The sequence below is a fragment of the Finegoldia sp. BIOML-A2 genome (assembly GCF_009678315.1).
GTDB lineage: Bacteria > Bacillota > Clostridia > Tissierellales > Peptoniphilaceae > Finegoldia > Finegoldia magna.
In genome coordinates this window covers 257,880-280,561 of the sequence record NZ_WKZE01000001.1, presented here as the reverse complement: position 1 = coordinate 280,561, position 22,682 = coordinate 257,880, and the positions used below count along the sequence as shown (strand labels likewise).

Sequence of the window (22,682 nt, the reverse complement as noted above, 5' to 3'; positions counted from 1 at the left end):
TGAATGAAGCAGAAGAATATTATTGCTGTAGTTTTGATAACTGTAGTAATATTTGTTGGAACTTTTGTAGGATTAAATATTTTTAATTCATCAAAGACAGAAAAATTAGATAAATTGGCTCACCAATGTATAGTAGATGGTAATTACCAAAAAGCTGTAGATTATTATAGTGAATTATACGATAGAACAAACGATGGATCTTATATAGATAAAAAACGTGAAGCTGTGGAACTTTTATCTTCTAAAAATAATTACGATTATGGCGTAAATTATTTAAAGGAAATGAAGTATGTCGATGCAGCAAAAAGTTTCTTGAAAGTAAGCAACAAAGATAGCGTCAATTATCAAAAAGCGCAACAAAGATTGCAAGAAAGCACACAAGCTGTGATAATTGCAAGTGATTCATTTGCAGAAGATGACAACTTTGATGCAAGTTTGAATATGTTAAACTCATACGCACGTGTAATGCCACACGAAACTATTGTTATCGACAAGATAAAAGAAGTTGAAAAAGCAAAAAATCAATACAATGAGAAAAAACAAGACGAAGAAAAACAACGTGCATTGTCTGAGAAAAAAGAAAAAGAAGCCAGAGAAAAAGCTGAAAAACTTGCCAATGAATCAGCAGAAGAATTAAAGAAAGAAAAAGAAAGCACAAAAAAACCGGATAAAAAAGATGAAAGTTATGAAACTGATGATAACAAAAGACTTATTGATTTGTGCATTCGTTTAGTTGGCAAAACTTACTTGGTAACTGCAGATAATGCCAAAATATACGAAGAACCAAGCAATAAATCACAAGTGATTTCCTCAATTCCTATGGGAAGTGAAGTGTACATTTATGAAGCAAAACCAGATTCAGGTCAAAGAGTATGGTGCCATGCGATAATAAAAAGTGCAGATTCATTAAAATCATACGATGCATGGATATCATCAAACAACTTAGAAATTAACGATTAAGCTCTCAATAATGAGGGCTTTTTTAGTAGAAAGGGGTGTGTTATGGATTTAAATTTTTTGCATTTTGATTTGGATGCTTTCTTTGCCTCTTGTGAAATTCTGGATAATCCGAAGCTAAAACACGTCCCAATGGTTGTCGGTGGTAAAAGTCAGAGAGGAATAATTACTACTGCGAACTACGAAGCTAGAAAGTACGGTTTGCATTCTGCAATGCCAATATTTCAAGCGAAAAAAATCGTTCCAAACCTCGTTATAGTTACTCCTGATTTTGAAAAATACAGAAGAAATAGCGAGAAAGTTTTCAAGGTTTTGTCTGCTTTTTCTTCAAAAATTCAAAAGATGAGTATAGATGAAGGTTGCATGGATATTTCTCATATCGATATGGATAGGTTGGAACTGGCAAATCTAGTCCAAGAAAATGTCAGGATAAAAACGGGATTGTCTATCTCTATAGGAATTAGCTACAATATGAGCCTTGCAAAGCTTGCATCTGATTGGAACAAGCCTCATGGAATCAAAATTATCACACAAGATGATATTCCAGATATTTTGATGGACTTAAATGTGGGAAAAATTCAAGGAATTGGCAGAAAATCTGAGGAAAAACTAAATAATATTGGGATAAAAAAAGTATGCGATTTGTACGATTTATCCAGAAATAATTTGAGAGAATTGTTCGGTAAGTTTGGGGAAGTGATTTACGATAGAATTCGTGGTAGTGACGATAGACAGTTGGATTTGTCAAGAATTAGAAAATCTATTGGAGTTGAGTACACTTTTGAACGTGATTTGAAAAATTACAATGAGTTATTGAAAAAAGCAAGTGAGTTCAGTGAAGAATTAGCAGATGATCTCCATAAGAAAAATATTAAAGCAAAGACCATTAGGATTAAAATCAAACTCAGCGATTTTTCAGTGATTACCAAATCGATGACTCTTGATGAATACATTAGTGATGTCAAGGATATTTACAGGATCGTGAAGTATCTTGTGCTTAATACTAAGATAGAAAAGTCGGTGAGGCTTTTCGGAATTACTGCGGCAAACCTGAGCGACACGACTTTTGAGCAGTTAAAATTTTTGTAGTAAAAAATTTTGCATAATACCTTGCAATATATACTACTGTGTATTATAATGTAATCAGGAGGTAAGATATGAACACACAATTAAAAAAAGGGATTTTAGAATTATGTGTCTTATCGGTTATATCTAAACAAGACAGCTACGGATACGAAATTATAGATCAGATAAAAGATAAGATACCAATGAGCGAAGGAACAATTTATCCTATGCTTAGAAGATTGAAAAACGACAAATACTTGGAAGATTACACTGAGCAATCAGAATCAGGTCCATCTAGAAAATACTACAAGATAACAGACGAAGGAAAAACTTATTTGCACTCACAACTTGAAGATTATAAAAAATTAGTTGAAAGTGTTAAGGCCTTGTTAGAGGAGGGTTTTTAAATGAATAAAGAACAATTTATGGAACTTTTAGATTATTATTTCAGAAATGTCGACGAAACAACTTACAGAGAAATCAAGAATGATTACGAAGAACATTTTAGAATCGGCGTTGAAAACGGAAAAACTGAAGAAGAGATTTCAACTGAATTAGGTAATCCAAGAGAAATATTCAACGAATGTAAAGAAGCTGGAATCATCAGAGAAAACAACTTATTTGGTATGTTTAACTTGGATAGCATTGGTGATTTCTTTAATTCTAAAATTTTTGACCAATCTAAAGACAAAGACTATGATTTGTCACAACAAACATTGGAATTTGACAATGATTTTCACAGAATTGAAGTTAAATCGAATGCGGACATAGATGTGTCAACTCACGAATTGGATAAAATAATCGTAACTTACACTACAACTGATGAAACACAAAAGTTAGATGTAGATTATATGAATCACGTGTTGAAGCTTGGTAAAGTTAAAATGGAAAAATTCTTCCAAAAAAGTTTCATCAAATCAATTTCTATCAAAATTCCACAAGACAGTGATTTGGGATTAAACATCGCCACTGCAAGTGGAGATGTAAATGTAGATGTTATTAGTAATGATGTTACTTGCAACACTTCAAGTGGTGATGTAAATATCACTACACAATCGAACAATGTAAATGTCAACACTGCAAGTGGAGATGTTCAAGTTTCCAAATGCAAAAAAGAAATTTATGTTAATACTGTAAGCGGTGATGTGAAGGTGAATTCTGAAAATCCAGAAATCACAGTGAACACTGTAAGTGGCGATATCGAAATCGATGTGAACGAAAACAAAGATTTGAATGTGAGAGGTGTATCTAGCGATATTAATATCAATATCAAAGAAAAGAAAGGTTCTATAGAACTTAGAACTGTTAGCGGTGAAATTCAAATTGATAGTTACTACAAAGATAGTTCGAAAAAAATCAGTAAATCTCACGACCAATCATTCTCAAATGATGAAATCGAAATAAGTGCTGCAACAGTTAGTGGAGATATTACTGTAGATTAGAATCTAAATTGACTGCAATGATTTTTCGTTGCAGTTTTTTTATTGTAAATTTACAGTTAAATATTATTATAACGTAAAAAAACATTGAAAATATGATAAAATAGAAGGTAATATGGAGGAATAATAATTTTGAAAATAATAGTAACTTGCGCATTCGGTTTGGAGAGCTTGGTCAAAAGACAACTTTTGGATATGGGCTATGAAAATTTGAATGTAAACGACGGAAGAATAATGCTTGTAGGCGATGAAAAAGATATCGCAAAATTAAATATAAATTTGAGATGTGCAGACAGAGTTCTAATCGAATTGGGTAATTTTAAGGCTGTATCATTCGAACAACTTTTTAAGGGCGTTGAAAAAATAAATTGGTTAGATATTTTGGAAGCAGATTCTAATTTTATTGTAGAAGGCAGAAGTTACAAATCAAAATTATTTTCTATTAAAGACTGTCAATCGATTACAGAAAAGGCGATTATTAAATCTCTTCAGAAAAAATACAAGGTGGATTGGTTCTCAAAATCCAAGGGGAGATTTAGGATTGAAGTTAGTCTGGTAAAAGATATTTGTTCGATAACTTTGGATACCTCGGGAGAGGGACTTCACAAAAGAGGATACAGAGAAGGCTCAGTTCTTGCCCCTATAAGAGAAAACTTAGCAGCAGGAATTATCGATTTGTCATTTGCAAACAGCGACAGACCTTTTGTGGATTTGTTCTGTGGCAGTGGAACTTTTGCAATAGAAGCTGCAAGAAAATTCAGAAATATTGCACCTGGAATTGATAGGAAATTCGATTTTATTAACTTTAATGATAAATTCAACAATGCATACAAACAAGAGCGTACTAAAGCCTTGGAGAGCATTGATTACGATAAGAAGATAGATATTTTCGCAAGTGATGTGGATGGTTCAGCGATTGAAAAAGCAATAGCTAATGCCGAAAATGCTGGAGTCAGAGAGGATATTAGATTCGTGACGAGGGATTTCAGAAATGTTGTGTTGAATGATAATTACTTCGTTCTAATATCTAACCCACCTTATGGAAAAAGGCTTGGCGAAAGACAAGAAGCCGAGAAGATTTATAAGGATTTGGGAATTAAAATGGCAAAATTCAAGACTGCATCGCAATATATAATCACAGATTGCGAAGAGTTTGAGAAATTTTACGGCAAAAAAGCATCTAAAAATAGAAAGATGTACAACGGAAATATGAAGTGTTATTTGTATCAATATTTTGGTCCGAGACCTAAATAGGAGGAGATATCCTTGGAGAAGAAATCAAGTGAAGATGTTAGTGATTTCAAAGGATCTGATTACGAAGTTCTAAATTCTATGAAGGATTTAGTTAGAGTAATAGATAAAGATGGGGTAATAATATTTGCCAATACTAGCATGATAAAATCTATGCCTATAAATCCAATAGGAGTGAATTGCTATGTGGATTATAGTGAAGATTTCCCAAAATGTTTGGCAGATAGGAAATACCGTTTGAACAGCACTATCAAAGAAAAAAGAAAAATAAATGGCGTGGATTATTCCATAACTTCTTCTCCAGTTATGGATAAAGATGGAGAAGTGGTAAGCACTGTCGAGGTTTTCAGAGATATTTCAAAAGAGGTCAAAACTCAGATTGATTTGATTAATGCGAACAAGGACATAAAGGATGAAATCATATTCGCCAAGCACATTCAAAGCAAAACTTTGCCTAGTAAGGGTGAGCATGTTGGATTGGATTTGGATTACAGCTATATTTCATCTAGGGATTTGTCTGGAGATATCATCGATTGCATAGACATTGACGAAAGATTTGTAGGAATTTACATCGCAGATGTTGTGGGCCATGGGATTGCGGCATCTATTCTGACGATGTTTATCAGACAGACAATGAGGTATTTGGTAAGTAGAATTACAGATTCTAGACCGAAAAGAGTGCTGAAGGATTTGAATACCACATTTACTGAACTTAATTTATCGGTAGACAAATATTTTACGATTTTTTATGGATTATACGATAGAAAACTCAAAATATTTTCATATGCAAATGCGGGCCACAATGGTATTCCATTTTTGATCTCAAATGATAAATTAGAAGAATTAAAAGTTACAGGTCATCCTATCTCTCCAATGTTTGAAGGAGTTGGGTTTGACCAAAGAGATATATTGGTCTCCAGTGGTGATGAATTAATTATGTACACTGATGGGATAACTGAAACTAGAGGATTTAACAACGAATTTTACGGCGAAGAAAGACTAAAAAGAGATTTAATGAAAGTTCCAGAAAAAAGAATTGAATACGTGCTAAACGAGGTGAATTCTTTTAGATTTTTGGAACAGGATGACGATATTGTTCTAGTGAGTTTGAAGGTTCTATAGGAGGAAATATGTTCAAGCTAGATTTTTCAAATACGACAAGTCATAATTCTGTGGATACTTTGAGAACAGAATCCGTAAATGCTTTAGAAAAGCTTTTAAACAAATCCTGTGAAGGCAAGGAATTCACAGGATGGATTGATTTGCCTAAAAATTACGACAGAGAAGAATTCGAGAGAATTAAAAAATGCGCTAAGAAGATAAGAGAAACGTCTGATTGTTTAGTTGTCATTGGAATCGGTGGAAGTTATATGGGAGCTAAGGCGATTGATTATGCGATGAGCGATTATTTTGAGAAATCGGGCATCGAAATCATCTACGCTGGTTTCCAATTGTCTTCTACGTATTTGGCTGAACTTTTGGAATATTTGAAGGACAAGGATTTTTGTGTAAATGTAATAAGCAAATCGGGAACTACTACAGAGCCTGCAATCGCTTTTAGATTTATAAAGGAATTAATGGATGAAAAATACACAAAAGAAGAACAAAAGAGCAGAATTTTCGCCACGACTGATAAACAAAAAGGTGCATTGAAAGAATTGTCTGATATCAATGGTTATGAAACTTTTGTAGTGCCAGATGACATCGGTGGAAGATTTTCCGTTCTAACTTCTGTTGGTTTGTTGCCACTTTGCGTAAAAGGATTGGACATTGACAAATTAATGATTGGCGCAGCAAATGCAATGGAAGATTTTACAAAACTTGACTATGAGTCAAATTTTGCACTGCAATACGCTTCATTTAGAAATGATATGTATCGTAATGGAAAAGATATTGAGATACTTATTAATTACGAAATGAGATTGAAATATTTTTCTGAATGGTTCAAGCAATTATTCGCAGAATCGGAAGGAAAAAACAACAAGGGAATATTCCCAATGATGTGTAATTTCACGACAGATCTTCATTCAGTAGGTCAAATGATTCAAGATGGACAAAAAAATGTATTTGAAACTGTGATTTCAGTAGAAAATCCACGCAAAGATTTGTATATAAAATCTGATGCTGATAATTTGGATAATTTGAATTATTTGAGCGGAAAATCAGTGGATTATGTGAATAAGATGGCTATGCAAGGAACGCTTAATGCTCATTTGTCGTCAAATGTTGAAAGTGTTGTCGTGAAAATTGATGAGATTAATGAAGAAAATCTAGGATATATGATTTATTTCTTCGAAATGAGTGTTGCGATTTCGGCGCTTGTTTTGGGAGTGAATCCTTTTAATCAACCGGGAGTTGAAGAATACAAGAAGCAAATGTTTAAATTATTAGAAAAGCCGGGTTATTAATATGAAAGAGAATTTAAAGAAAATAGTTTTGTACGAGAAAAGCTACGAAATTTCGAAAATTATATTGGTTTTATTGACATCTGTTTTATTTTTGAAATTTGCTAAGGTCGACCACGTTTTTGTTAAATCGTTTTTTATAACGGTATTTTCATTCGTGCCAATAATAGGAGCGGGAGTGTATTTTATTCCAGCAATCATTCTTAATTTATTAGAATCGAATACACTCTATCTAGCGATGTATGCGTGGTTATTTTTGGCATTAATTAGCATTGATAAAATAATGTACAGCGTGTTTTATGATTTGCCATTTGATTACAGCCCAATATTTTACATTATTATGGGAATGATTTTGTATTTGATATTTGGCAAATACATATTGATGGTGTTTAGTTTGTTTGTTTACGGAATAAACGTGTACAATAATTACAACAAGTACAAGAAAACAAAAGCTTTTTACAATAAAGCTTTGTTCAATTTCATTGATTTGAAACAAATTATTCAAGAAAATTAGAATGCGGAGGAAATTGTGGAAAAACTATTGATTGCAAGAGGAAACGAAGATATCGAACTTCTTTCAAATAAAGTAAATCAACATGGGCTTATCGTAGGAGCGACTGGAAGCGGAAAGACAGTTACATTAAAAGTGTTGTGCGAATATTTCTCAGATTTGGGAGTGCCAACTATTTTGTCAGACGTTAAGGGAGATTTGTCAAACTTAGCATCTGTTGGTGAAATGAACGATAATCTTAAATCTAGACTAGATGAAATGAATATCACTGATTTTAATTTCAAAAACTATCCTGTAAATTTGTGGGATGTTTACGGAGAAGCTGGACTTCCATTGAGAGTTTCAGTTTCTGAAATGGGGCCGATTTTGTTATCGCAAATTTTGGATTTGAACGATACACAAGCTGGAATTTTGAATATTGCATTCAGGGTTTCAGATGAGGAAGGACTATTGTTGTTGGACATAAAAGATTTGCGTTCTATGCTTAATCATTTGTCAGATAACAGGGATGTTTATTCCAAAAAATACGGAAATATCACAACTCAAAGTATCAGTGCAATAATGAGAAAATTATTGTACATCGAAGATATGGGTGCAGATAAATTCTTGGGGGAACCAAGTTTGGATATAAGAGATTTGATGAAGACAGATTCTGATGGACGTGGATTTGTGAATATAATTTCTGCGGCAAGACTTATTAACGACAAAAACTTGTATTCGATGTTTTTGTTGTGGCTATTATCAGAACTTTTCGAATCATTACCAGAAGTTGGCAATCCAGAAATCCCTAAGCTTGTGTTCTTCTTTGACGAAGCACATTTGTTATTCGACAATGCAAACAAGATGATAATGGATAAAATAGAACAAGTTGTAAGACTTATTCGTTCAAAAGGCGTGGGAATATTCTTCATCACACAAAACCCACTAGACATTCCAGATTCGATTTCTTCGCAATTAGGAAATAGAATTGTGCATCAATTGAGAGCATTCTCTCCAAAAGAATTGAAGGCAGTGCAAAAAGTTTCTGAAACTTTCAGAGCAGATAATGATATGAATGTAAAAGATGAAATTGTAAACTTACGAACTGGTGAAGCGTTGATTTCATTTTTGGATGAAAAAGGAGCACCAAGTATAACTAAAAAAGGACTCGTACTTCCACCACACTCATCGTTTACGCCACTTTCTCAATCAGACGTGGATTATATTGTGAAAAACTCTGATTTGCATCAAAAATATTCACAATCAATCGACAGAGAATCTGCTTATGAAATACTGCAAAAAAAATTGCAAAATCAAATCAAAGAAGAGCCGGAAAAACAAACTAAGAAATCCAAAAAACAAGAAAAATCTCCAATAGAAGATTTCGCGTCTAAAAGCATCAACTCCATGCTTGGTAGTTTTACAAGACAAATCGGCAGAGACATCGCGCGTGGAATTTTCGGATCAATAAAAAAGAGCATAAAATTTTAATAAACCTCCCAGATGGGAGGTTTTTAAATGTGATAAATTTTATTTTATAGTTTTTCGGCGGCTAATACTAACGGTCTAGAATTTTCTTTATCGAATTCTGATTTGTTAAAACCTCCGTATATTTTTATATTCTCAAAACCATTTTGTTCTAAAAGTGTTACTAATTCATCGGATGTTATTGGAAATAAATTAACGTCGTTTTCAATGGATTTATCACCTGCTGTCATAACTGTGTTAAATCGTATAAAATCACCATTTCTGAAATATTTTCTTACAAATTTCACTTTTTCGTTTTTGATAGTAGGAAGATTTCCTAAGTAATCATCATCTACTTGTAAAAATGGATGGAAATTAATGATTTGAATTACAAGATTTCCTTTTGTGTCTAACTTGTCGTAGCATTTTTTCAAAAATTCATTTATTTTTTCTGAAGAATCCAAGTGTACCAAAGAATTTCCAATGCAATAAATCAAACCGAAATTATCTCTCAACTTGTCGATATCCAGCATATTCATACATTTAGCATCGATTTTATTTTTATTAATCGCTTTGTTCACAAACTTTTCTTCCAAATCAATCCCCATCACATCAAATCCATCATCTTGAAGCCTTTTAGCAACTTTTCCAGTGGCACATGCTACATCCAAGATTTTGCCGTGAGCAAGTTCTTCTAAGAAACTAATTTGCTTATCATTTGGCTGGAAAATATCTTCATAATTATCTGAAATTGAATAGTAAAATTTACTCATATCATCACCTCTAATGTATTTATACCCAAAAGAATGTTACAATTTTATAAAGTTGTCATAATTTTGTAATAATTTCAAATCCTGTGATATAATTAGATAAATGAGGTGGAAACTTGATACGTAATAATCACGATAGATTTCTAGAAGAAAAAAGAAGACGCGCAGTAAAACGAAGGATTGTGTTTTCTGTATTTCTTCTAGTAATTCTATTTTCAATCATAAAAGTAAAAAACGATAGACAAGAGCATGCAGCTGAACAAAAACAAGCTGAGATAGCTCAGGAGAAAAAAACTTCCGTACAACAAGACTCCAAACCCGAAGAACCAGTGGAAAAAGAGAAAACTGATGAGGAAGTTTTTGAAGAAATCAAAAAAACTGAAAATATTTACCAAAACACATTTAAGAGAAATGAATTGTTGCACAATTTGGAAGTTTACGCTAAGTACAATCCTAATGCAAAATTAGTGATGAAAAACGCTGATGACATTCATCCATCTCTTTTAAAGCTTGCTGGTAATAACTACACTGCGGTTAATTTCGTGGCGAAAACAATCGATTCTACAATAAAAAACGACTATTCATATCCAGAAAATGCAAATAATTCAAATGTGCCATTGTATTTGCAGTGGGACAAGAGATGGGGTTATGAAAAATACGGCTACGGAATTATAGGTTTTACTGGATGTGGTCCCACAAGTTGCGCTATGGCGATGTCGTATTTGAAAAACGACCCGTCAATCACTCCTGCAAAAATAGCAGAAGAAAGTGATCGCAACGGATATTCGTCATCAGAAGGAACAAGCTGGGGATTTTATCCTTATATCGCAAGGAAATACGGATTAAAAGCTGTGCAAATGGATGCGAATTATAATGTTATAAAAGAGAATATAAAAAAAGGAAATCCGATCCTAATTTCTGTAAGACCTGGTGATTTCACACAAACGGGACATGTTATGGTGATTTCGGGAATAGATTCAAATGGCAATATTATAATTAATGATCCGAATAGCTTTACTAATTCGCAAAAATCATGGAAATATGACAGATTACAACCACAAATCAAAGCGATGTGGGTGTTTAGTAATGGAGTATAAATGAAAAAATACACAAAATACAAAAAAGATCTTGAATATTCTTATACAATGGGACCTTTTCCAACTTATGAACTTATTGAAAATAAGGCTGATATTGTTGAGGAGGTCTTAATTTCTGAGGATTTCAATGACACAGAAAAACTGATAAATATATTGAATGATAAGAAAATTCCTTATACGATTTCAAGTAAACAAATAAACAAAATTTCATTAAAAGATAAGGAATACGTGATTGGAGTTTTCAAAAAGCAAAAATCAAAATTACAAGAAAAAAACCACATAATTTTGGACGGAATAGACAACATGGGAAACTTAGGTACTATTATGAGAAGTATGCTTGCATTTGGATATAAGGATTTGGCTCTGATATCAAATACGTGTGATGTTTACAATCCTAAAGTTGTCCGTGCCAGTATGGGAGCTTTTTTCAAATTAAATATCCAAAGATTTGATAATCTGCAAGATTACAAAAAAAATTTCCCAGAAAATAAGATTTATTCGTTTTTGCTAGATGAAAGTTCAGATGAACTTGGCAATGTAAAGTTCGAACAACCATTTAGCTTGGCGTTTGGAAATGAAGGTGCAGGGCTTCCAAAAGAATACTACAATGAGAATAAGATTTTCATCAATCAATCTAAGGATGTGGATTCCTTGAATTTACCGATAGCTTGTTCCATTGCAATGTATCAATCGAGGGTGATTTAATGAAGAGAGTATTTGTATTTGATTTGGACGGAACGTTGATAGATTCTATTGAGATGATAAATAATTGTTTCAATCATACTACTAAAAAATTTGGGCTTAAACCTGTAGAAAAGGAAAAATTTAATTATTTTCTTGGAGATGGACCTAAAATTTTGGTGGAAAAATCTCTGAATTATTTGATAGAACGAGATAATTTGGATGAAGCAAAAATTCATTCTCAATTTAATAAAATTTACGATAGCTACATTGAATATTACAATGGATATGATGACAAGAAAACACAATTGTATCCACATATAAGAGAAAGTTTGGATAAATTAAAAGAAATGGGCGCACTTATTTGCGTATGCACGAATAAAACACTTCCAGCAGCAAAGAAAATTTTGAACAATTTATTTCCACAAGGCTATTTTGATTATGTGTCTGCATTGGAAGATGAAACCAAAAGAAAGCCTAATCCATTTTTGCTAGAAAAAATTGTGGAAGATTTGAATATTAAAAAAGAAGAGATTGTATATTTTGGAGACACTGACACAGATATTGAGACGTGCAAGAATGCGAATGTAACAAGTGTTGGTGTTGAGTGGGGATTTAGAGAAAGAGAAGAACTCGTAGAATCGGGAGCAGATTTTGTGATTTCTGATCAAAGAAGGATAGTTGATTTTTATGGAGAATTACCAAAAAATATTGGATAAAACAATTGAAAATCTAAATGGAGGAGAAACACTTCTTCTTCACAGTTGTTGTGGGCCTTGTTCCAGTTATGTTTTGGAATATTTGTCACAGTATTTTAAGATAACTATTTTGTTTTACAACCCAAACATTTCTCCGCAATCTGAGTTTGACAAGAGAGTTGTGGAGCAGAAAAAAGTCATCGCAAATACAAAAGCAAAATATCCTATTGACATAATCGTCGACAAATACGATCCCGATGAATTTTACGAAAGAGTTGCTCCTTATAAGGATTTGGGAGAGAAATCACAGCGCTGTTATGAGTGCTACGATTTGCGAATCGACAGAACTTTCGACATTGCAGATGAGATGGGTTTTGATTTTGTAACGACAACATTATCGGTTAGTCCTCATAAAAACAGCCAATGGATTAATGAAATCGGAGAAAAATTAGGACAAACTCATAAAACTAAATTTTTGCATTCTGATTTCAAAAAGAAAAATGGCTACAAGAGATCAATCGAATTATCGAAGGAATTTGATTTGTATAGACAAGATTACTGTGGGTGCGTTTACAGCAAGAAAGAAGCAGAACAACGACATAATAATGATTGATAGAATCGGTGATTTTTATCGCCGATTTTTCATTTCTAAAATATTTAAAATGAGAATTATGTGACAAAATTATTATAAAAATTTGGAATTATAGTATTTGAATCGACTAAAGTTGTTTGATATAATAAGATAAAGGAGATTTTATGAATTTTGAAAAAAATGTAATGGTTAAGAAATATAACGATGGAGTTATAGAAGAAGTAGAAGATGTTATTCTTAGAGAATTTTTGTTGGATATCAATATTAATTCGAAACCGATTGTTAAACTTTTGTGTATTGAAAAGGATTTACAAGAACTTGTGACGGGATATCTTATCACAGAAAACATTGTGAGACCAGAAGATATACAAAACGTAGATATAAATATTAATGGAAATATTTGTAATGTTGAGTTGAAAGATATCGATAACACTCCAAGTCATGTGACTACAGAAAGTGGCGATTACAAAAATGTTCCATACAATTTTACAAACAGAGATGAAAAAGTCACACCGATTGATTGGGACGAAGAAACACTGTTGAAGATTTCCAATTTTAATTTATCGGGATCTCAATTATTTAAAGAAACGGGCAATGTGCATTCTGTTGTTTTGGCGAAAAATGGGGAAATAATTTGTCAATGCGATGATATTGGAAGATACAATGCTTTTGACAAGGCTGTGGGTACGGCTGTGTTAAATGGCGAAAACTTATCTGATTTAATTGCGTTTACTTCGGGAAGAATTCCTTCATCAATTGTTCAAAAATGCATCAATTCAGGAATTTCTGTCATAGTTTCAAGAAGTGCACCAACGGATATTTCTTTGGAACTGGCAAGTAAATATAATTTGTCCGTAATCGGCTTTTGCAAACAAAGTCGTTTAAATATTTATAGGGATTTTAGAAAGAAGGATTAGTTATGAAAAAATTAGCGGATTTTTTGTATGCCATTATGGCAGGGGCGTTTATTGCGATGGGCGGAGTTGTGTTTTTGAGCCTAGACAATAAAATCGTCGGAGCATTTATGTTCAGTTTGGGACTTTTTGCTGTGTGTACTTTAAAGTATAATTTATTTACGGGAAAAGTTGGGTATCTGTTCTGCAATGATGTCAAAACTTATTTGCCATGGTGCTTAATGGTGTGGGTTGGAAATTTAGTTGGTAGTATTATTGTAGCGGAATTGGTTCGTCTTACAAGAGTTGCTCCAGGAATTATCGAAAAATCTACAAAATTGGTTCAAGTAAAAGCAGACGATACTTTGATTAGTTTGTTCGTTTTGGGAATTTTCTGTAACATTATGGTCGTTCACGCAGTGGATCAATACTTAAACAATCCTCACGAAATTGGAAAATATTTGGGAATTGTGATGAGCATTATGGTATTTATCCTATGCGGATTTGAACACTGTATTGCAGATATGTTTTACATTCAAATGGCAAGAATGTGGAATTCACAAACGATTATCGCACTAATCGTCATTACTTTAGGTAATGTATTGGGTGGAATTTTGATTCCGACAATGAGAAAAATCAACACAAAATTAAAAAGTGAATAAGGTTGAATAAATGTTATTACAAGTAGAAAAAGCTAATGAAATTCTTAGAGAAAACATAAAAAAAGCATCCGATATTGAAGAAATTGATATCGATGATGCTTATAACAGAGTTTTGGCGGAGGATGTGTTGGCGAAGTTTAACAATCCTCCTTATCCCAAAAGCGCAATGGATGGATACGCTGTAAGCAGCAAAGATTCTGACAAATTATCAAAAAAGAAAATTATCGGCACGAATTTTGCTGGAGATTGCAACGATTTTGAATACGAAGAAAATACTTGCGTGAGAATTATGACCGGAGCATTTGTACCGAAATGCTACGATGCGATTGTAAAACAAGAAGACTGCGAAGTAGAAGATGGTTATATTGAAATCAAAAAATCCTACGAACCATTTGATTATTACATCAAAGAAGGCGAAGATGTTCACGAAGGTGATTTGTTAATTCCTAAAAACACTAGAATTTCTTCAGTTGATTTATCGATTTTGGCTTCAAATGGTTATGCAAAAGTTAAAGTTTATAGGAAATTAAAAGTAGCGCTATTGTCGACAGGATCTGAATTGTTGTATCCCGGGGATGATTATACTCCAGGTAAAATCTACAGTTCAACTACTTTTACATTGAAATCTATTCTAAAAAATTCGGGCGTAGAAGTTGTCGAACAAAAAAACTGCATGGATGATGAAGAATCAATTATAAGAGAAATGAAAAATCTTACACAAAAATCAGATGTTGTGATTACAACTGGTGGAGTTAGTGTTGGTGACAAGGATTTGATGGAATCTTGTATGGAACAAATAGGAGAAGTTTTGTTTCATAGAATTGCCATGAAGCCTGGAACTCCAGTAATGGCATCGAAAGTAGGTGACACAATTGTGTTGTCGTGTTCGGGAAGTCCGTTTGCAGCTTTTTGTAATTTCGAAGTTTTATTTTGGGATTTGTACAATAAATATTATGGATTAAATGTAAAACAATTTGTAAAAGGAAAAGTTGTAAAAGGTTCCATGAAACCATCTAAGCTTCAACGATACGTAAGATGTTTTGTTAAAGATTCTGAGATTACTATCTTTGATAAACACAAGAATTCTATGCTACAAGATTTGACAAATTGCAATGCGCTTTTACTACAAAAGCAAAACGAAAGCTTGGAAGTAGGTTCAAGCGTGGATTATATATATTTGGGTGAAATATGAGAGTTTCTGTAGGAATATTGGCTGGTGGAAAAAGTGTGAGAATGGGTCAAGATAAGTTTGATTTGAACTTTTACGGTCACACTTTTATAGAAGAATTGATTGACAGATTCAAAGATTTTGAAGTAATTGTTTCATCTAATACAGCTGATTATTCTCCAATTAAAACCGTGAAGGATACTTATGTTGACGCGGGACCTTTGAGTGGAATATTGGAGATTTTAAAAAATTCTACAAATGAATATGTATTTATAACTTCTTGCGATATGATAAATGTAAAATCTGATTTGGTGGATTTTGCAGCATCTATCGCAAGTTTTTCAGATGAAGCTGTAATTTTTGAAACAGATGAAAGATGCTATCCTACTTGTGGGATTTTTTCTAAGAAAATAATTCCTATTATAGAAGAAATGCTTGAAAGTAAAGATTATCGTGTGATGAATTTGGTTAAGAAAATCGATGCAAAATTTGTAAATTTGAAATACACAATTTTTGAGGATGAATTTGTTAATATTAATTATCCAGATGAATTAAAACAAAATACAACACCTTTGATTTGTATCTGTGGCAAAAAAAATAGCGGCAAGACTACTTTTATTAAAAATCTTGTTGGAGAATTGAAAAATAGGGGCAAAACATGCTCGGTAATTAAACACGATGGGCACGATTTTGAGCTTGATTTCAAAGATACTGACACTTTTTATTACAAAGAGTACGGCGCTTGTCAGACCTTGATTTTTAACGATAAATACTTTAAATTAGATGGTAGGAGTAAAAATATTTATGATTTGATCAAATTATTGGACGATGTCGATTTGATTATTATCGAAGGAATGAAGGATTCCGATTTCATTAAATACGAATGTACTCTTACAGATGATTTGGTATGTAGCGATGTAAATAAATACGGAATTATCAGCGACAGAAATTTTAGTGGGTTCGATAATTTCGATATCAATAATCCATCAGAGTTTACAGACTACATTATCCAAAAATTTAAAATTTAGAAGGTATTTATGGAAAATATTTTGTGCAATATGATAAAAATCAATCGTGGAAATGATGTTTTGGTTTTAGATAAAGTAAAAAAATACGGCTGGGAAGGGTTAACTTTTCCAGGAGGTCATGTCGAAAAGGTAGAATCTATTACTGAATCTGTCATTAGAGAAGCGAAAGAAGAAACTAATTTGGATATTGAAAACATAAAATATGTTGGAATGATTAGCTGGTACGACATTGACAGCGACGACAGAATTGTCGGATTTTTGTATGAAACTGACGATTTTTCTGGAGAATTGGTAAAGGAAAATATCGAAGGGACATTGGAATTTATAGATTACGAAGAATTAAAAAACATGGATGGACATAGCGATTCTATGGGTGAAATTTTCGCTATTTACGACGGAAAATATTCTGAAATCGTGCTTTATTATGAAGATAATAAATGCGTAAAAAAGGAGTGTTATAGATAGTGAGAAAAGCTAAAGGAATGATGTTCGCCATAATATCGGCGTTGATTTTTGGATTTACACCGATTATGGTGAGGGAAACTCTGAACAATGGAAGTAACGTAATTATGACTTCTTTTTTGAGGGGGTTTTTCGTAATTCCATTTTTGATTATTTCATTGAAAAGCAGAAATGTCAGCCTCAAAGTTACAAAGCAAGAATTGAAAAAACTAATTTTGATGTGTAGCATTGGTGGTTGTATCACAATGACAATGCTTTATGCATCGTATCAATACATTTCCGTTGGGCTTGCAACTTCTATACATTTTATTTTTCCGACGATTGTAACGGTGTATTCGGTTATGTTCCTAAATGAAAAGATGACGAAATACAAATTCATCTCACTAATTGCATCGATAATCGGTGTGATTTTACTAGCAAATAATGTCGGTGGAAGCAGTAATTTTCCGTTGGGAATGTTCTTGGCTGTGGCATCTGGTTGTACTTATTCTTTTTATTTGATTTATATGGATGTATCCGGACTAAAAAATATGGACAGTGTCAAAGTTACATTTTACAATTGCACAATTAACTCAACGATGCTTTTGGTATTTGGGCTTATCACTGGAGATTTTACACTGTCGTTATCAAGATATGCGTGGATTATTGCATTCGTGATTTCGATATTGGTTTCCGTATTTGGCACGCTATTCATTCAACTTTCCATTGTGAATGCTGGTGTTAGCACGTACACGATTTTTTCGACCTTGGAGCCAATTACATCTGTGATATTAGGAATTATTTTATTTAACGAAACTACAGATCCAAGAAGATTGCTTGGCTGTTTTATGATATTTATGTCAGTGATGATACTGGCAGTTTCAACGAGATTTCAAGAAAGAAAAGCAAAGGGAAGTGTAAATAATGGATGATGTTGAAAGATTAAAACAAATTGTAGAACAAAGTGATAAAATCGTGTTTTTTGGTGGAGCAGGAGTGTCCACTGCATCTGGAATTCCAGATTTTAGATCAGCAACGGGACTTTACAACAAGAAAAACGACAGCGATTTTTCGCCGGAATATATGTTAAGTCACGAATTTTTCGTGACACGTCCCGATTTATTTCAAAATTATGTATTGGAAAATTTGATTATAGATGGAGTAAAACCAAACAAAGCTCATTTGTCTTTGACAAAGTTAGAAAAAGCTAACAAATTACTTGGAGTAATCACTCAAAACATCGACAGCTTGGACAAAATGGCTGGAACTAAAAATATCGCAGAAATTCACGGCAATTTGAGAGATTATTATTGTGTAAATTGTGGTGCAAAATACGATTTGGATTATTATAAACAACAAAGACCTTGCAAATGTGAAAAATGTGGAGGTGTTGTGCGTCCAGATGTTACATTGTACGGAGAAGTTCCACCACAAAGTGAATTTGCAAAAGCTATCAGTTGGATTAACAAGGCAGACACGATGATTGTAGCTGGAAGTTCGCTTGTCGTGTATCCTGCAAGTGGTCTTATCAATTATTTTCGAGGAGATAATTTGATTCTAATTAATCTAGATCGTACAAGCTACGATAATATGGCAAATATCGTGATTCACGACGATATTGCAAAAACTTTAGAATATGTGACGAGGGATATTGATGAAAGATAAAATCAAAAATTATTTGCAAAAAGTGTACGGAGTGGATTTTTTGTCGAAGACTATGATAGTAGTCGCTCTGATACTTTCTTTGATTAATTTAAAATTTAAAAACAGAGTTATAGAAATCATTACGATGATTTTGATTGTGTACTTCGGAATTTTCAGAGTTTTTTCTGTTAATAAATATCAACGAATGATTGAGAATCAAAAATTCTCAAAGGCTGTAAAACCTATGACTGATTTTTTTGAAAAATACAAAATCAGAGCCGCAAATTCCAAGGACAAGAAGTACATTAAATGTCCTAACTGCAAAAAAGAAATGAAAATTCCAAGAAATAAAGGAAAAATCAAAGTAACTTGTCCGCATTGTGGGCATAAATTTGTGAAGAAAAGCTAATAAAAAATTTTTAATCTATTATTGAGTTAGTCGCTTGATAATAGATTTTTTTGTGTTTTTATTTGATAAATTATTCGTTTAAAAGTAATAATTTGGGTTAATATTGTATAAATGGCTAAAATTTAATGAGTTTATGTATATAAATTACATATAATTGACCGCGTGAACAATAAATGTTATCATTAAAAAAATTAATTAGGAGGAGCAAACGATGATAAAAATTATATCAGATTCAGCTTGCGATTTGAAAAAAGCCTATACGGAACAAAATAACATAGGAATTGTTCCATTTAATATAATAATAAACGAAGATACATCACTTAAAGACAAAATAGAAATACAATCAGAAGAATTATTGGAGATGATGAAGAACGATTCGCAATTTTTTGCGAAAACTTCGCAGCCAAGTCCTGACAATTACAAAATCGAATTTGAAAAGGCAGCAAAACAAGGCAATGACATAATATGTTTTACGATAACATCTGAACTAAGTGGGTCTTACCAATCAGCAGAAATTGCCAGGAGAATTATTCAAGAACAGTATGATGTGGATATCAGGATTGTTGATAGTTTATCGGCATCTCTTGGACAGGGGATTTTAATTAAAAAAGCTGTAGAAATGGTGGGGCAAAATAAGTCTTTGGATGAGATAGAAGATTATGTAAACAAAATCAAATTGACCGGTAAGATTTTTTTGTTAGTAGACACTTTAAAATATCTTGAAAAAGGTGGAAGAATTAGCAAATCCAAAAGATTAATCGGAAATGCACTAAGTCTAAAACCTATACTGAAATTGGAAAATGGTAAATTAGACATTGTGGATAAAGTTATTGGCAAGAAGAGAGCCATAAAACATTTGCTTAAATTGATTAAATCGGAAAAAAATAATGCATCTAAAGGCAATGAATTATTTGTTGTACATGCAGATTCTAAACAAGAGGCTAGTGAAATCTACGATGAGTTAAAAACTGAAAATAATATACCTTTTGATATAGAAACAATCTCTCCGGTTTTAGTTTGCCATTCAGGAAATGGCAGCATTGCTGTTGGAATTGTAAATACCGAGGTTTAATCCAAAATTATATATAGAAATTTTAAATAATAGTGCGTTTTTGATAACGCATTATTTTTTTGCTCAAATATAGATTTTGTTAACTCCGATTTAATTCGAAAAAGTTTTTTGTTTCACAAGCATTTCATAAAACTATCGTAATATAATATCAGATCACACGAATGCGTGTTATCTAAATATGAACTTAGATATTTTATGGAGGAAATTATGAGAAAAAATGTATTAAAAGGAACTACTTTGCTACTAGCTTTGTGTTTTAGCGTTGGAGCGGTAGGTTGTCAAAAATCTAGTGGAAATACGGGAAAAGAAACTAAAGTGGTAAGCCCAAAAGAAGCGGGAATAAAGGATGATAAAAGCGGTGAAAACGAAAAATTCAAACCTTCTGATTATTCAATACAACCAAAAGATGAATTTGTATATGAGTTTTTGGGAATGAAGTTCAAGCTTTCAGAACAAGTTAAAAAAGATATGAAAGACAAGAAGATTGCGATGTTGGATGAACAAAGTCCTATCGACAAGGAATTGAAATACGCTATGCTTACTTTCAGCAAATTAACTGAAGAACAAAAAAATGCAGTAGTGGATAAAATGGGTGATGGATACGAAAAATGGCAAAAAGAACTTGAAAGAGTGGGTTCTATTGGAATGTTTGACAAAAATATGCCTGAAGCTGAAATCGCCAAAATCACAAAATGCGACAATAACAAAAAAATCGGCGAATCAAAAGATGGTAAGTTTACTTACTACATAAGTTCAAAAGGTAAAATGGATGAAGGTTTTGCAAAAGAATTTGCTAAAACTCAAATTGATATTATAGACAAAAAACCACGTCCTGAAAATGGATTTGTATTATCTGAAAAAACTGATTTGGAAAACACAGAAGCATTTGACAAAAAATCTGTAAAAGGATTGGGTAATTTATCTACAAAAGATATCAACGGCAAAGATTTTTCAAGCAAAGATTTTTCAAAATACGACCTTACTATGGTAAATGTATTTGCCACTTGGTGTAGTGCTTGTGTGAATGAAATTCCTGATTTATCGGAAGTTCAAAAAGAAATGAAGAACAAAGGCGTAAATATTGTAGGAGTTGTCACAGATACTGTGGACGATAATGGTACTAATAATGAAGCATTGCAAAAAGCAAAACTAATTCAAGAAAAAACAAAAGCTTCATATCCCTTTTTAATGCCAGACAAATCAAACTTCAACGGCAGATTAAACGGAATACAAGCAATGCCAGAAACTTTCTTTGTCGATAAAAATGGAAATATTGTAGGAGAAACTTATTCTGGTGCAAAATCAAAAGAAGAATGGAAACAAGTTATCGAAAAAGAATTAGCTAATTTGAAAAACAAATATAATTAGGTGATTTAAATGTACAAAAAATTTATTCATAGCCGTATATTTTCAGTTACGATTTTATTTCTGTCTGTTGGGATGATTTATTACGGTTACAACAACGGCGAAGTAAAAGTTGTTTTGGATAAGGCTATAAGAATTTGCATGGAGTGTATTGGAATTGGATAAGATTAAAGATTTACTAAGCTTTGGAACGAAGAAAAACAGATATAAAATAATGGATAATTTCAGACACGCTTTCCAATCGCTGTGGTTTTTGATTACAAATTCTTATGTAGAAGGTTTTAAAACCGGAAAGATTTACGGTGGAAACCTCAAGAAAATTTGCGTTCCGGGGATGAATTGTTATTCTTGCCCCGGAGCCAAAGGCTCTTGCCCGATTGGTTCATTACAAGCTGTAATTGGAAACTCTAATTTTAAGTTTAGCTATTACATAGTAGGATTTTTGTTTTTCATTGGAGCTTTGATGGGAAGATTTGTGTGTGGATGGTTGTGTCCGTTTGGATTGATTCAAGATTTGTTATACAAAATCCCTTTTTTCAAAAAGATAAAAACTTTTAAATACGATAAACATTTGAGAAAATTAAAATATTTTATTTTGCTAATTTTTGTAATAATTTTGCCGATGTTTGTGGTGGATATTTTGGGACAAGGCTCTCCGTATTTTTGTAAACTGATTTGCCCGATAGGAATGCTTGAAGGAGGAATTCCTCTCGTGTTACTCAACAAAAGCATGAGAGGAGCGATTGGATTTTTGTATTATTGGAAGGGAACTATTCTGATACTTACGATTTTACTTTCAATAATGATTTACAGACCTTTCTGCAAATATGTTTGTCCTTTGGGTGCAATTTATTCATTTTTCAATCCGATTTCTATTTTTAAATATAGATTGGACAAAGACAAATGTATTAGTTGTGGAAGATGCAAGAAAGTTTGCCAAATGAACGTGGATCCTACGAAAAACTGCAATCATAAGGAATGTATTAGATGTGCAAGATGCAAAAATGCCTGCCCTGTTGATGCGATAAGCTGTGGAATAAAAGATAAATATTAATACTCAAAATCATTTATAGAAAATTTCAATAAAT

Annotated in this window: 26 protein-coding genes; 25 read left to right on the top strand and 1 reads right to left on the bottom strand. The window is 32.6% G+C overall.

Annotated features, from left to right (window positions below):
* Window positions 1-3: 3 nt before the first annotated feature.
* The 9 genes from GKF99_RS01325 to GKF99_RS01285 all read left to right on the top strand — a co-directional run bounded on the left by GKF99_RS01325 (window position 4) and on the right by GKF99_RS01285 (window position 9,098).
* Entirely contained in the window at window positions 4-960 is a 957-nt protein-coding gene (locus GKF99_RS01325; protein ID WP_094223123.1) for an SH3 domain-containing protein, read from the top strand.
* A 42-nt stretch (window positions 961-1,002) separates the two neighbouring features.
* Window positions 1,003-2,046: a DNA polymerase IV gene (locus GKF99_RS01320; RefSeq protein WP_154272450.1), complete on the top strand. Its 1,044-nt coding sequence runs from the start codon at window positions 1,003-1,005 to the stop codon at window positions 2,044-2,046.
* A 68-nt stretch (window positions 2,047-2,114) separates the two neighbouring features.
* Window positions 2,115-2,429, top strand: coding sequence for a PadR family transcriptional regulator (locus tag GKF99_RS01315; protein WP_002835632.1), 315 nt, complete (start codon window positions 2,115-2,117; stop codon window positions 2,427-2,429).
* Window positions 2,430-3,464 (top strand): DUF4097 family beta strand repeat-containing protein, encoded by a 1,035-nt coding sequence (locus GKF99_RS01310; protein WP_154272448.1) that lies wholly within the window; start codon window positions 2,430-2,432, stop codon window positions 3,462-3,464.
* Window positions 3,465-3,593: 129 nt separating this feature from the next.
* On the top strand, window positions 3,594-4,715 hold the full coding sequence (locus GKF99_RS01305; protein ID WP_154272446.1) for a class I SAM-dependent RNA methyltransferase: 1,122 nt from the start codon (window positions 3,594-3,596) through the stop codon (window positions 4,713-4,715).
* 12 nt (window positions 4,716-4,727) lie between these two features.
* On the top strand, window positions 4,728-5,834 hold the full coding sequence (locus GKF99_RS01300) for a PP2C family protein-serine/threonine phosphatase (RefSeq protein WP_154272445.1): 1,107 nt from the start codon (window positions 4,728-4,730) through the stop codon (window positions 5,832-5,834).
* Between the two features lie 8 nt (window positions 5,835-5,842).
* A complete protein-coding gene (locus GKF99_RS01295; protein ID WP_002835628.1) occupies window positions 5,843-7,120 on the top strand; it encodes a glucose-6-phosphate isomerase in 1,278 nt (425 codons plus the stop codon).
* A gap of 1 nt (window position 7,121) precedes the next feature.
* Window positions 7,122-7,631, top strand: a complete 510-nt coding sequence (locus tag GKF99_RS01290) for a hypothetical protein (protein WP_154272443.1) — start codon at window positions 7,122-7,124, stop codon at window positions 7,629-7,631.
* A gap of 15 nt (window positions 7,632-7,646) precedes the next feature.
* On the top strand, window positions 7,647-9,098 hold the full coding sequence (locus tag GKF99_RS01285; protein WP_172976408.1) for a helicase HerA-like domain-containing protein: 1,452 nt from the start codon (window positions 7,647-7,649) through the stop codon (window positions 9,096-9,098).
* A gap of 44 nt (window positions 9,099-9,142) precedes the next feature.
* On the opposite strand, the gene GKF99_RS01280 is transcribed toward GKF99_RS01285, so the two are convergent.
* Window positions 9,143-9,847 carry a class I SAM-dependent methyltransferase gene (locus GKF99_RS01280; protein WP_094205245.1) on the bottom strand — a complete coding sequence of 235 codons (705 nt, stop codon included), beginning with the start codon at window positions 9,845-9,847 and terminating at the stop codon, window positions 9,143-9,145.
* Window positions 9,848-9,960: 113 nt separating this feature from the next.
* Between GKF99_RS01280 and GKF99_RS01275 the strand changes: the two genes are divergently transcribed.
* The 16 genes from GKF99_RS01275 to GKF99_RS01205 all read left to right on the top strand — a co-directional run bounded on the left by GKF99_RS01275 (window position 9,961) and on the right by GKF99_RS01205 (window position 22,648).
* A complete protein-coding gene (locus GKF99_RS01275) occupies window positions 9,961-10,941 on the top strand; it encodes a C39 family peptidase (protein ID WP_094205246.1) in 981 nt (326 codons plus the stop codon).
* Complete coding sequence (locus GKF99_RS01270; protein WP_094205247.1) at window positions 10,942-11,646, top strand: TrmH family RNA methyltransferase; 705 nt, start codon at window positions 10,942-10,944, stop codon at window positions 11,644-11,646.
* Entirely contained in the window at window positions 11,646-12,341 is a 696-nt protein-coding gene (locus GKF99_RS01265; protein WP_154272442.1) for an HAD family hydrolase, read from the top strand. The genes GKF99_RS01270 and GKF99_RS01265 overlap by 1 nt, the downstream gene beginning before the upstream one ends.
* Entirely contained in the window at window positions 12,313-12,933 is a 621-nt protein-coding gene (locus GKF99_RS01260; RefSeq protein WP_154272441.1) for an epoxyqueuosine reductase QueH, read from the top strand. The genes GKF99_RS01265 and GKF99_RS01260 overlap by 29 nt, the downstream gene beginning before the upstream one ends.
* A gap of 143 nt (window positions 12,934-13,076) precedes the next feature.
* Complete coding sequence (fdhD, locus tag GKF99_RS01255; protein ID WP_154272440.1) at window positions 13,077-13,829, top strand: formate dehydrogenase accessory sulfurtransferase FdhD; 753 nt, start codon at window positions 13,077-13,079, stop codon at window positions 13,827-13,829.
* Window positions 13,830-13,831: 2 nt separating this feature from the next.
* Window positions 13,832-14,467 carry a formate/nitrite transporter family protein gene (locus GKF99_RS01250; protein WP_002835617.1) on the top strand — a complete coding sequence of 212 codons (636 nt, stop codon included), beginning with the start codon at window positions 13,832-13,834 and terminating at the stop codon, window positions 14,465-14,467.
* Window positions 14,468-14,477: 10 nt separating this feature from the next.
* The gene (locus tag GKF99_RS01245; protein ID WP_154272439.1) at window positions 14,478-15,659 is read left to right on the top strand and encodes a molybdopterin molybdotransferase MoeA; all 1,182 of its coding nucleotides are present in this window, start codon (window positions 14,478-14,480) and stop codon (window positions 15,657-15,659) included.
* On the top strand, window positions 15,656-16,663 hold the full coding sequence (mobB, locus tag GKF99_RS01240; protein WP_154272438.1) for a molybdopterin-guanine dinucleotide biosynthesis protein B: 1,008 nt from the start codon (window positions 15,656-15,658) through the stop codon (window positions 16,661-16,663). Before GKF99_RS01245 ends, mobB begins: the two co-directional genes overlap by 4 nt.
* 9 nt (window positions 16,664-16,672) lie before the next feature.
* Window positions 16,673-17,128 (top strand): NUDIX domain-containing protein, encoded by a 456-nt coding sequence (locus GKF99_RS01235; protein ID WP_154272437.1) that lies wholly within the window; start codon window positions 16,673-16,675, stop codon window positions 17,126-17,128.
* Window positions 17,128-18,036 (top strand): EamA family transporter, encoded by a 909-nt coding sequence (locus GKF99_RS01230; RefSeq protein ID WP_172976407.1) that lies wholly within the window; start codon window positions 17,128-17,130, stop codon window positions 18,034-18,036. Before GKF99_RS01235 ends, GKF99_RS01230 begins: the two co-directional genes overlap by 1 nt.
* Window positions 18,029-18,769: an NAD-dependent protein deacylase gene (locus GKF99_RS01225; RefSeq protein ID WP_154272436.1), complete on the top strand. Its 741-nt coding sequence runs from the start codon at window positions 18,029-18,031 to the stop codon at window positions 18,767-18,769. The genes GKF99_RS01230 and GKF99_RS01225 overlap by 8 nt, the downstream gene beginning before the upstream one ends.
* Window positions 18,759-19,157, top strand: coding sequence for a hypothetical protein (locus GKF99_RS01220; RefSeq protein ID WP_094207552.1), 399 nt, complete (start codon window positions 18,759-18,761; stop codon window positions 19,155-19,157). Before GKF99_RS01225 ends, GKF99_RS01220 begins: the two co-directional genes overlap by 11 nt.
* A gap of 211 nt (window positions 19,158-19,368) precedes the next feature.
* Window positions 19,369-20,229 (top strand): DegV family protein, encoded by an 861-nt coding sequence (locus GKF99_RS01215; RefSeq protein WP_154272435.1) that lies wholly within the window; start codon window positions 19,369-19,371, stop codon window positions 20,227-20,229.
* A gap of 207 nt (window positions 20,230-20,436) precedes the next feature.
* The gene (locus GKF99_RS01210) at window positions 20,437-21,597 is read left to right on the top strand and encodes a TlpA disulfide reductase family protein (RefSeq protein ID WP_154272434.1); all 1,161 of its coding nucleotides are present in this window, start codon (window positions 20,437-20,439) and stop codon (window positions 21,595-21,597) included.
* 9 nt (window positions 21,598-21,606) lie between these two features.
* Window positions 21,607-21,759 carry a CD1871A family CXXC motif-containing protein gene (locus GKF99_RS08535; RefSeq protein WP_002835608.1) on the top strand — a complete coding sequence of 51 codons (153 nt, stop codon included), beginning with the start codon at window positions 21,607-21,609 and terminating at the stop codon, window positions 21,757-21,759.
* Window positions 21,752-22,648, top strand: a complete 897-nt coding sequence (locus tag GKF99_RS01205) for a 4Fe-4S binding protein (protein WP_154272433.1) — start codon at window positions 21,752-21,754, stop codon at window positions 22,646-22,648. Before GKF99_RS08535 ends, GKF99_RS01205 begins: the two co-directional genes overlap by 8 nt.
* The last annotated feature ends 34 nt before the right edge of the window (window positions 22,649-22,682 follow it).

Coding starts and splice junctions, on each gene's coding strand:
- GKF99_RS01325 (WP_094223123.1), top strand. CDS start 4: ATGAAGCAGAAGAATATTATTGCTGTAGTTTTGATAACTGTAGTAATA.
- GKF99_RS01320 (WP_154272450.1), top strand. CDS start 1,003: ATGGATTTAAATTTTTTGCATTTTGATTTGGATGCTTTCTTTGCCTCT.
- GKF99_RS01315 (WP_002835632.1), top strand. CDS start 2,115: ATGAACACACAATTAAAAAAAGGGATTTTAGAATTATGTGTCTTATCG.
- GKF99_RS01310 (WP_154272448.1), top strand. CDS start 2,430: ATGAATAAAGAACAATTTATGGAACTTTTAGATTATTATTTCAGAAAT.
- GKF99_RS01295 (WP_002835628.1), top strand. CDS start 5,843: ATGTTCAAGCTAGATTTTTCAAATACGACAAGTCATAATTCTGTGGAT.
- GKF99_RS01290 (WP_154272443.1), top strand. CDS start 7,122: ATGAAAGAGAATTTAAAGAAAATAGTTTTGTACGAGAAAAGCTACGAA.
- GKF99_RS01280 (WP_094205245.1), bottom strand. CDS start 9,847: ATGAGTAAATTTTACTATTCAATTTCAGATAATTATGAAGATATTTTC.
- GKF99_RS01270 (WP_094205247.1), top strand. CDS start 10,942: ATGAAAAAATACACAAAATACAAAAAAGATCTTGAATATTCTTATACA.
- GKF99_RS01265 (WP_154272442.1), top strand. CDS start 11,646: ATGAAGAGAGTATTTGTATTTGATTTGGACGGAACGTTGATAGATTCT.
- GKF99_RS01260 (WP_154272441.1), top strand. CDS start 12,313: ATGGAGAATTACCAAAAAATATTGGATAAAACAATTGAAAATCTAAAT.
- fdhD (WP_154272440.1), top strand. CDS start 13,077: ATGAATTTTGAAAAAAATGTAATGGTTAAGAAATATAACGATGGAGTT.
- GKF99_RS01250 (WP_002835617.1), top strand. CDS start 13,832: ATGAAAAAATTAGCGGATTTTTTGTATGCCATTATGGCAGGGGCGTTT.
- GKF99_RS01245 (WP_154272439.1), top strand. CDS start 14,478: ATGTTATTACAAGTAGAAAAAGCTAATGAAATTCTTAGAGAAAACATA.
- mobB (WP_154272438.1), top strand. CDS start 15,656: ATGAGAGTTTCTGTAGGAATATTGGCTGGTGGAAAAAGTGTGAGAATG.
- GKF99_RS01235 (WP_154272437.1), top strand. CDS start 16,673: ATGGAAAATATTTTGTGCAATATGATAAAAATCAATCGTGGAAATGAT.
- GKF99_RS01225 (WP_154272436.1), top strand. CDS start 18,029: ATGGATGATGTTGAAAGATTAAAACAAATTGTAGAACAAAGTGATAAA.
- GKF99_RS01220 (WP_094207552.1), top strand. CDS start 18,759: ATGAAAGATAAAATCAAAAATTATTTGCAAAAAGTGTACGGAGTGGAT.
- GKF99_RS01215 (WP_154272435.1), top strand. CDS start 19,369: ATGATAAAAATTATATCAGATTCAGCTTGCGATTTGAAAAAAGCCTAT.
- GKF99_RS01210 (WP_154272434.1), top strand. CDS start 20,437: ATGAGAAAAAATGTATTAAAAGGAACTACTTTGCTACTAGCTTTGTGT.
- GKF99_RS08535 (WP_002835608.1), top strand. CDS start 21,607: ATGTACAAAAAATTTATTCATAGCCGTATATTTTCAGTTACGATTTTA.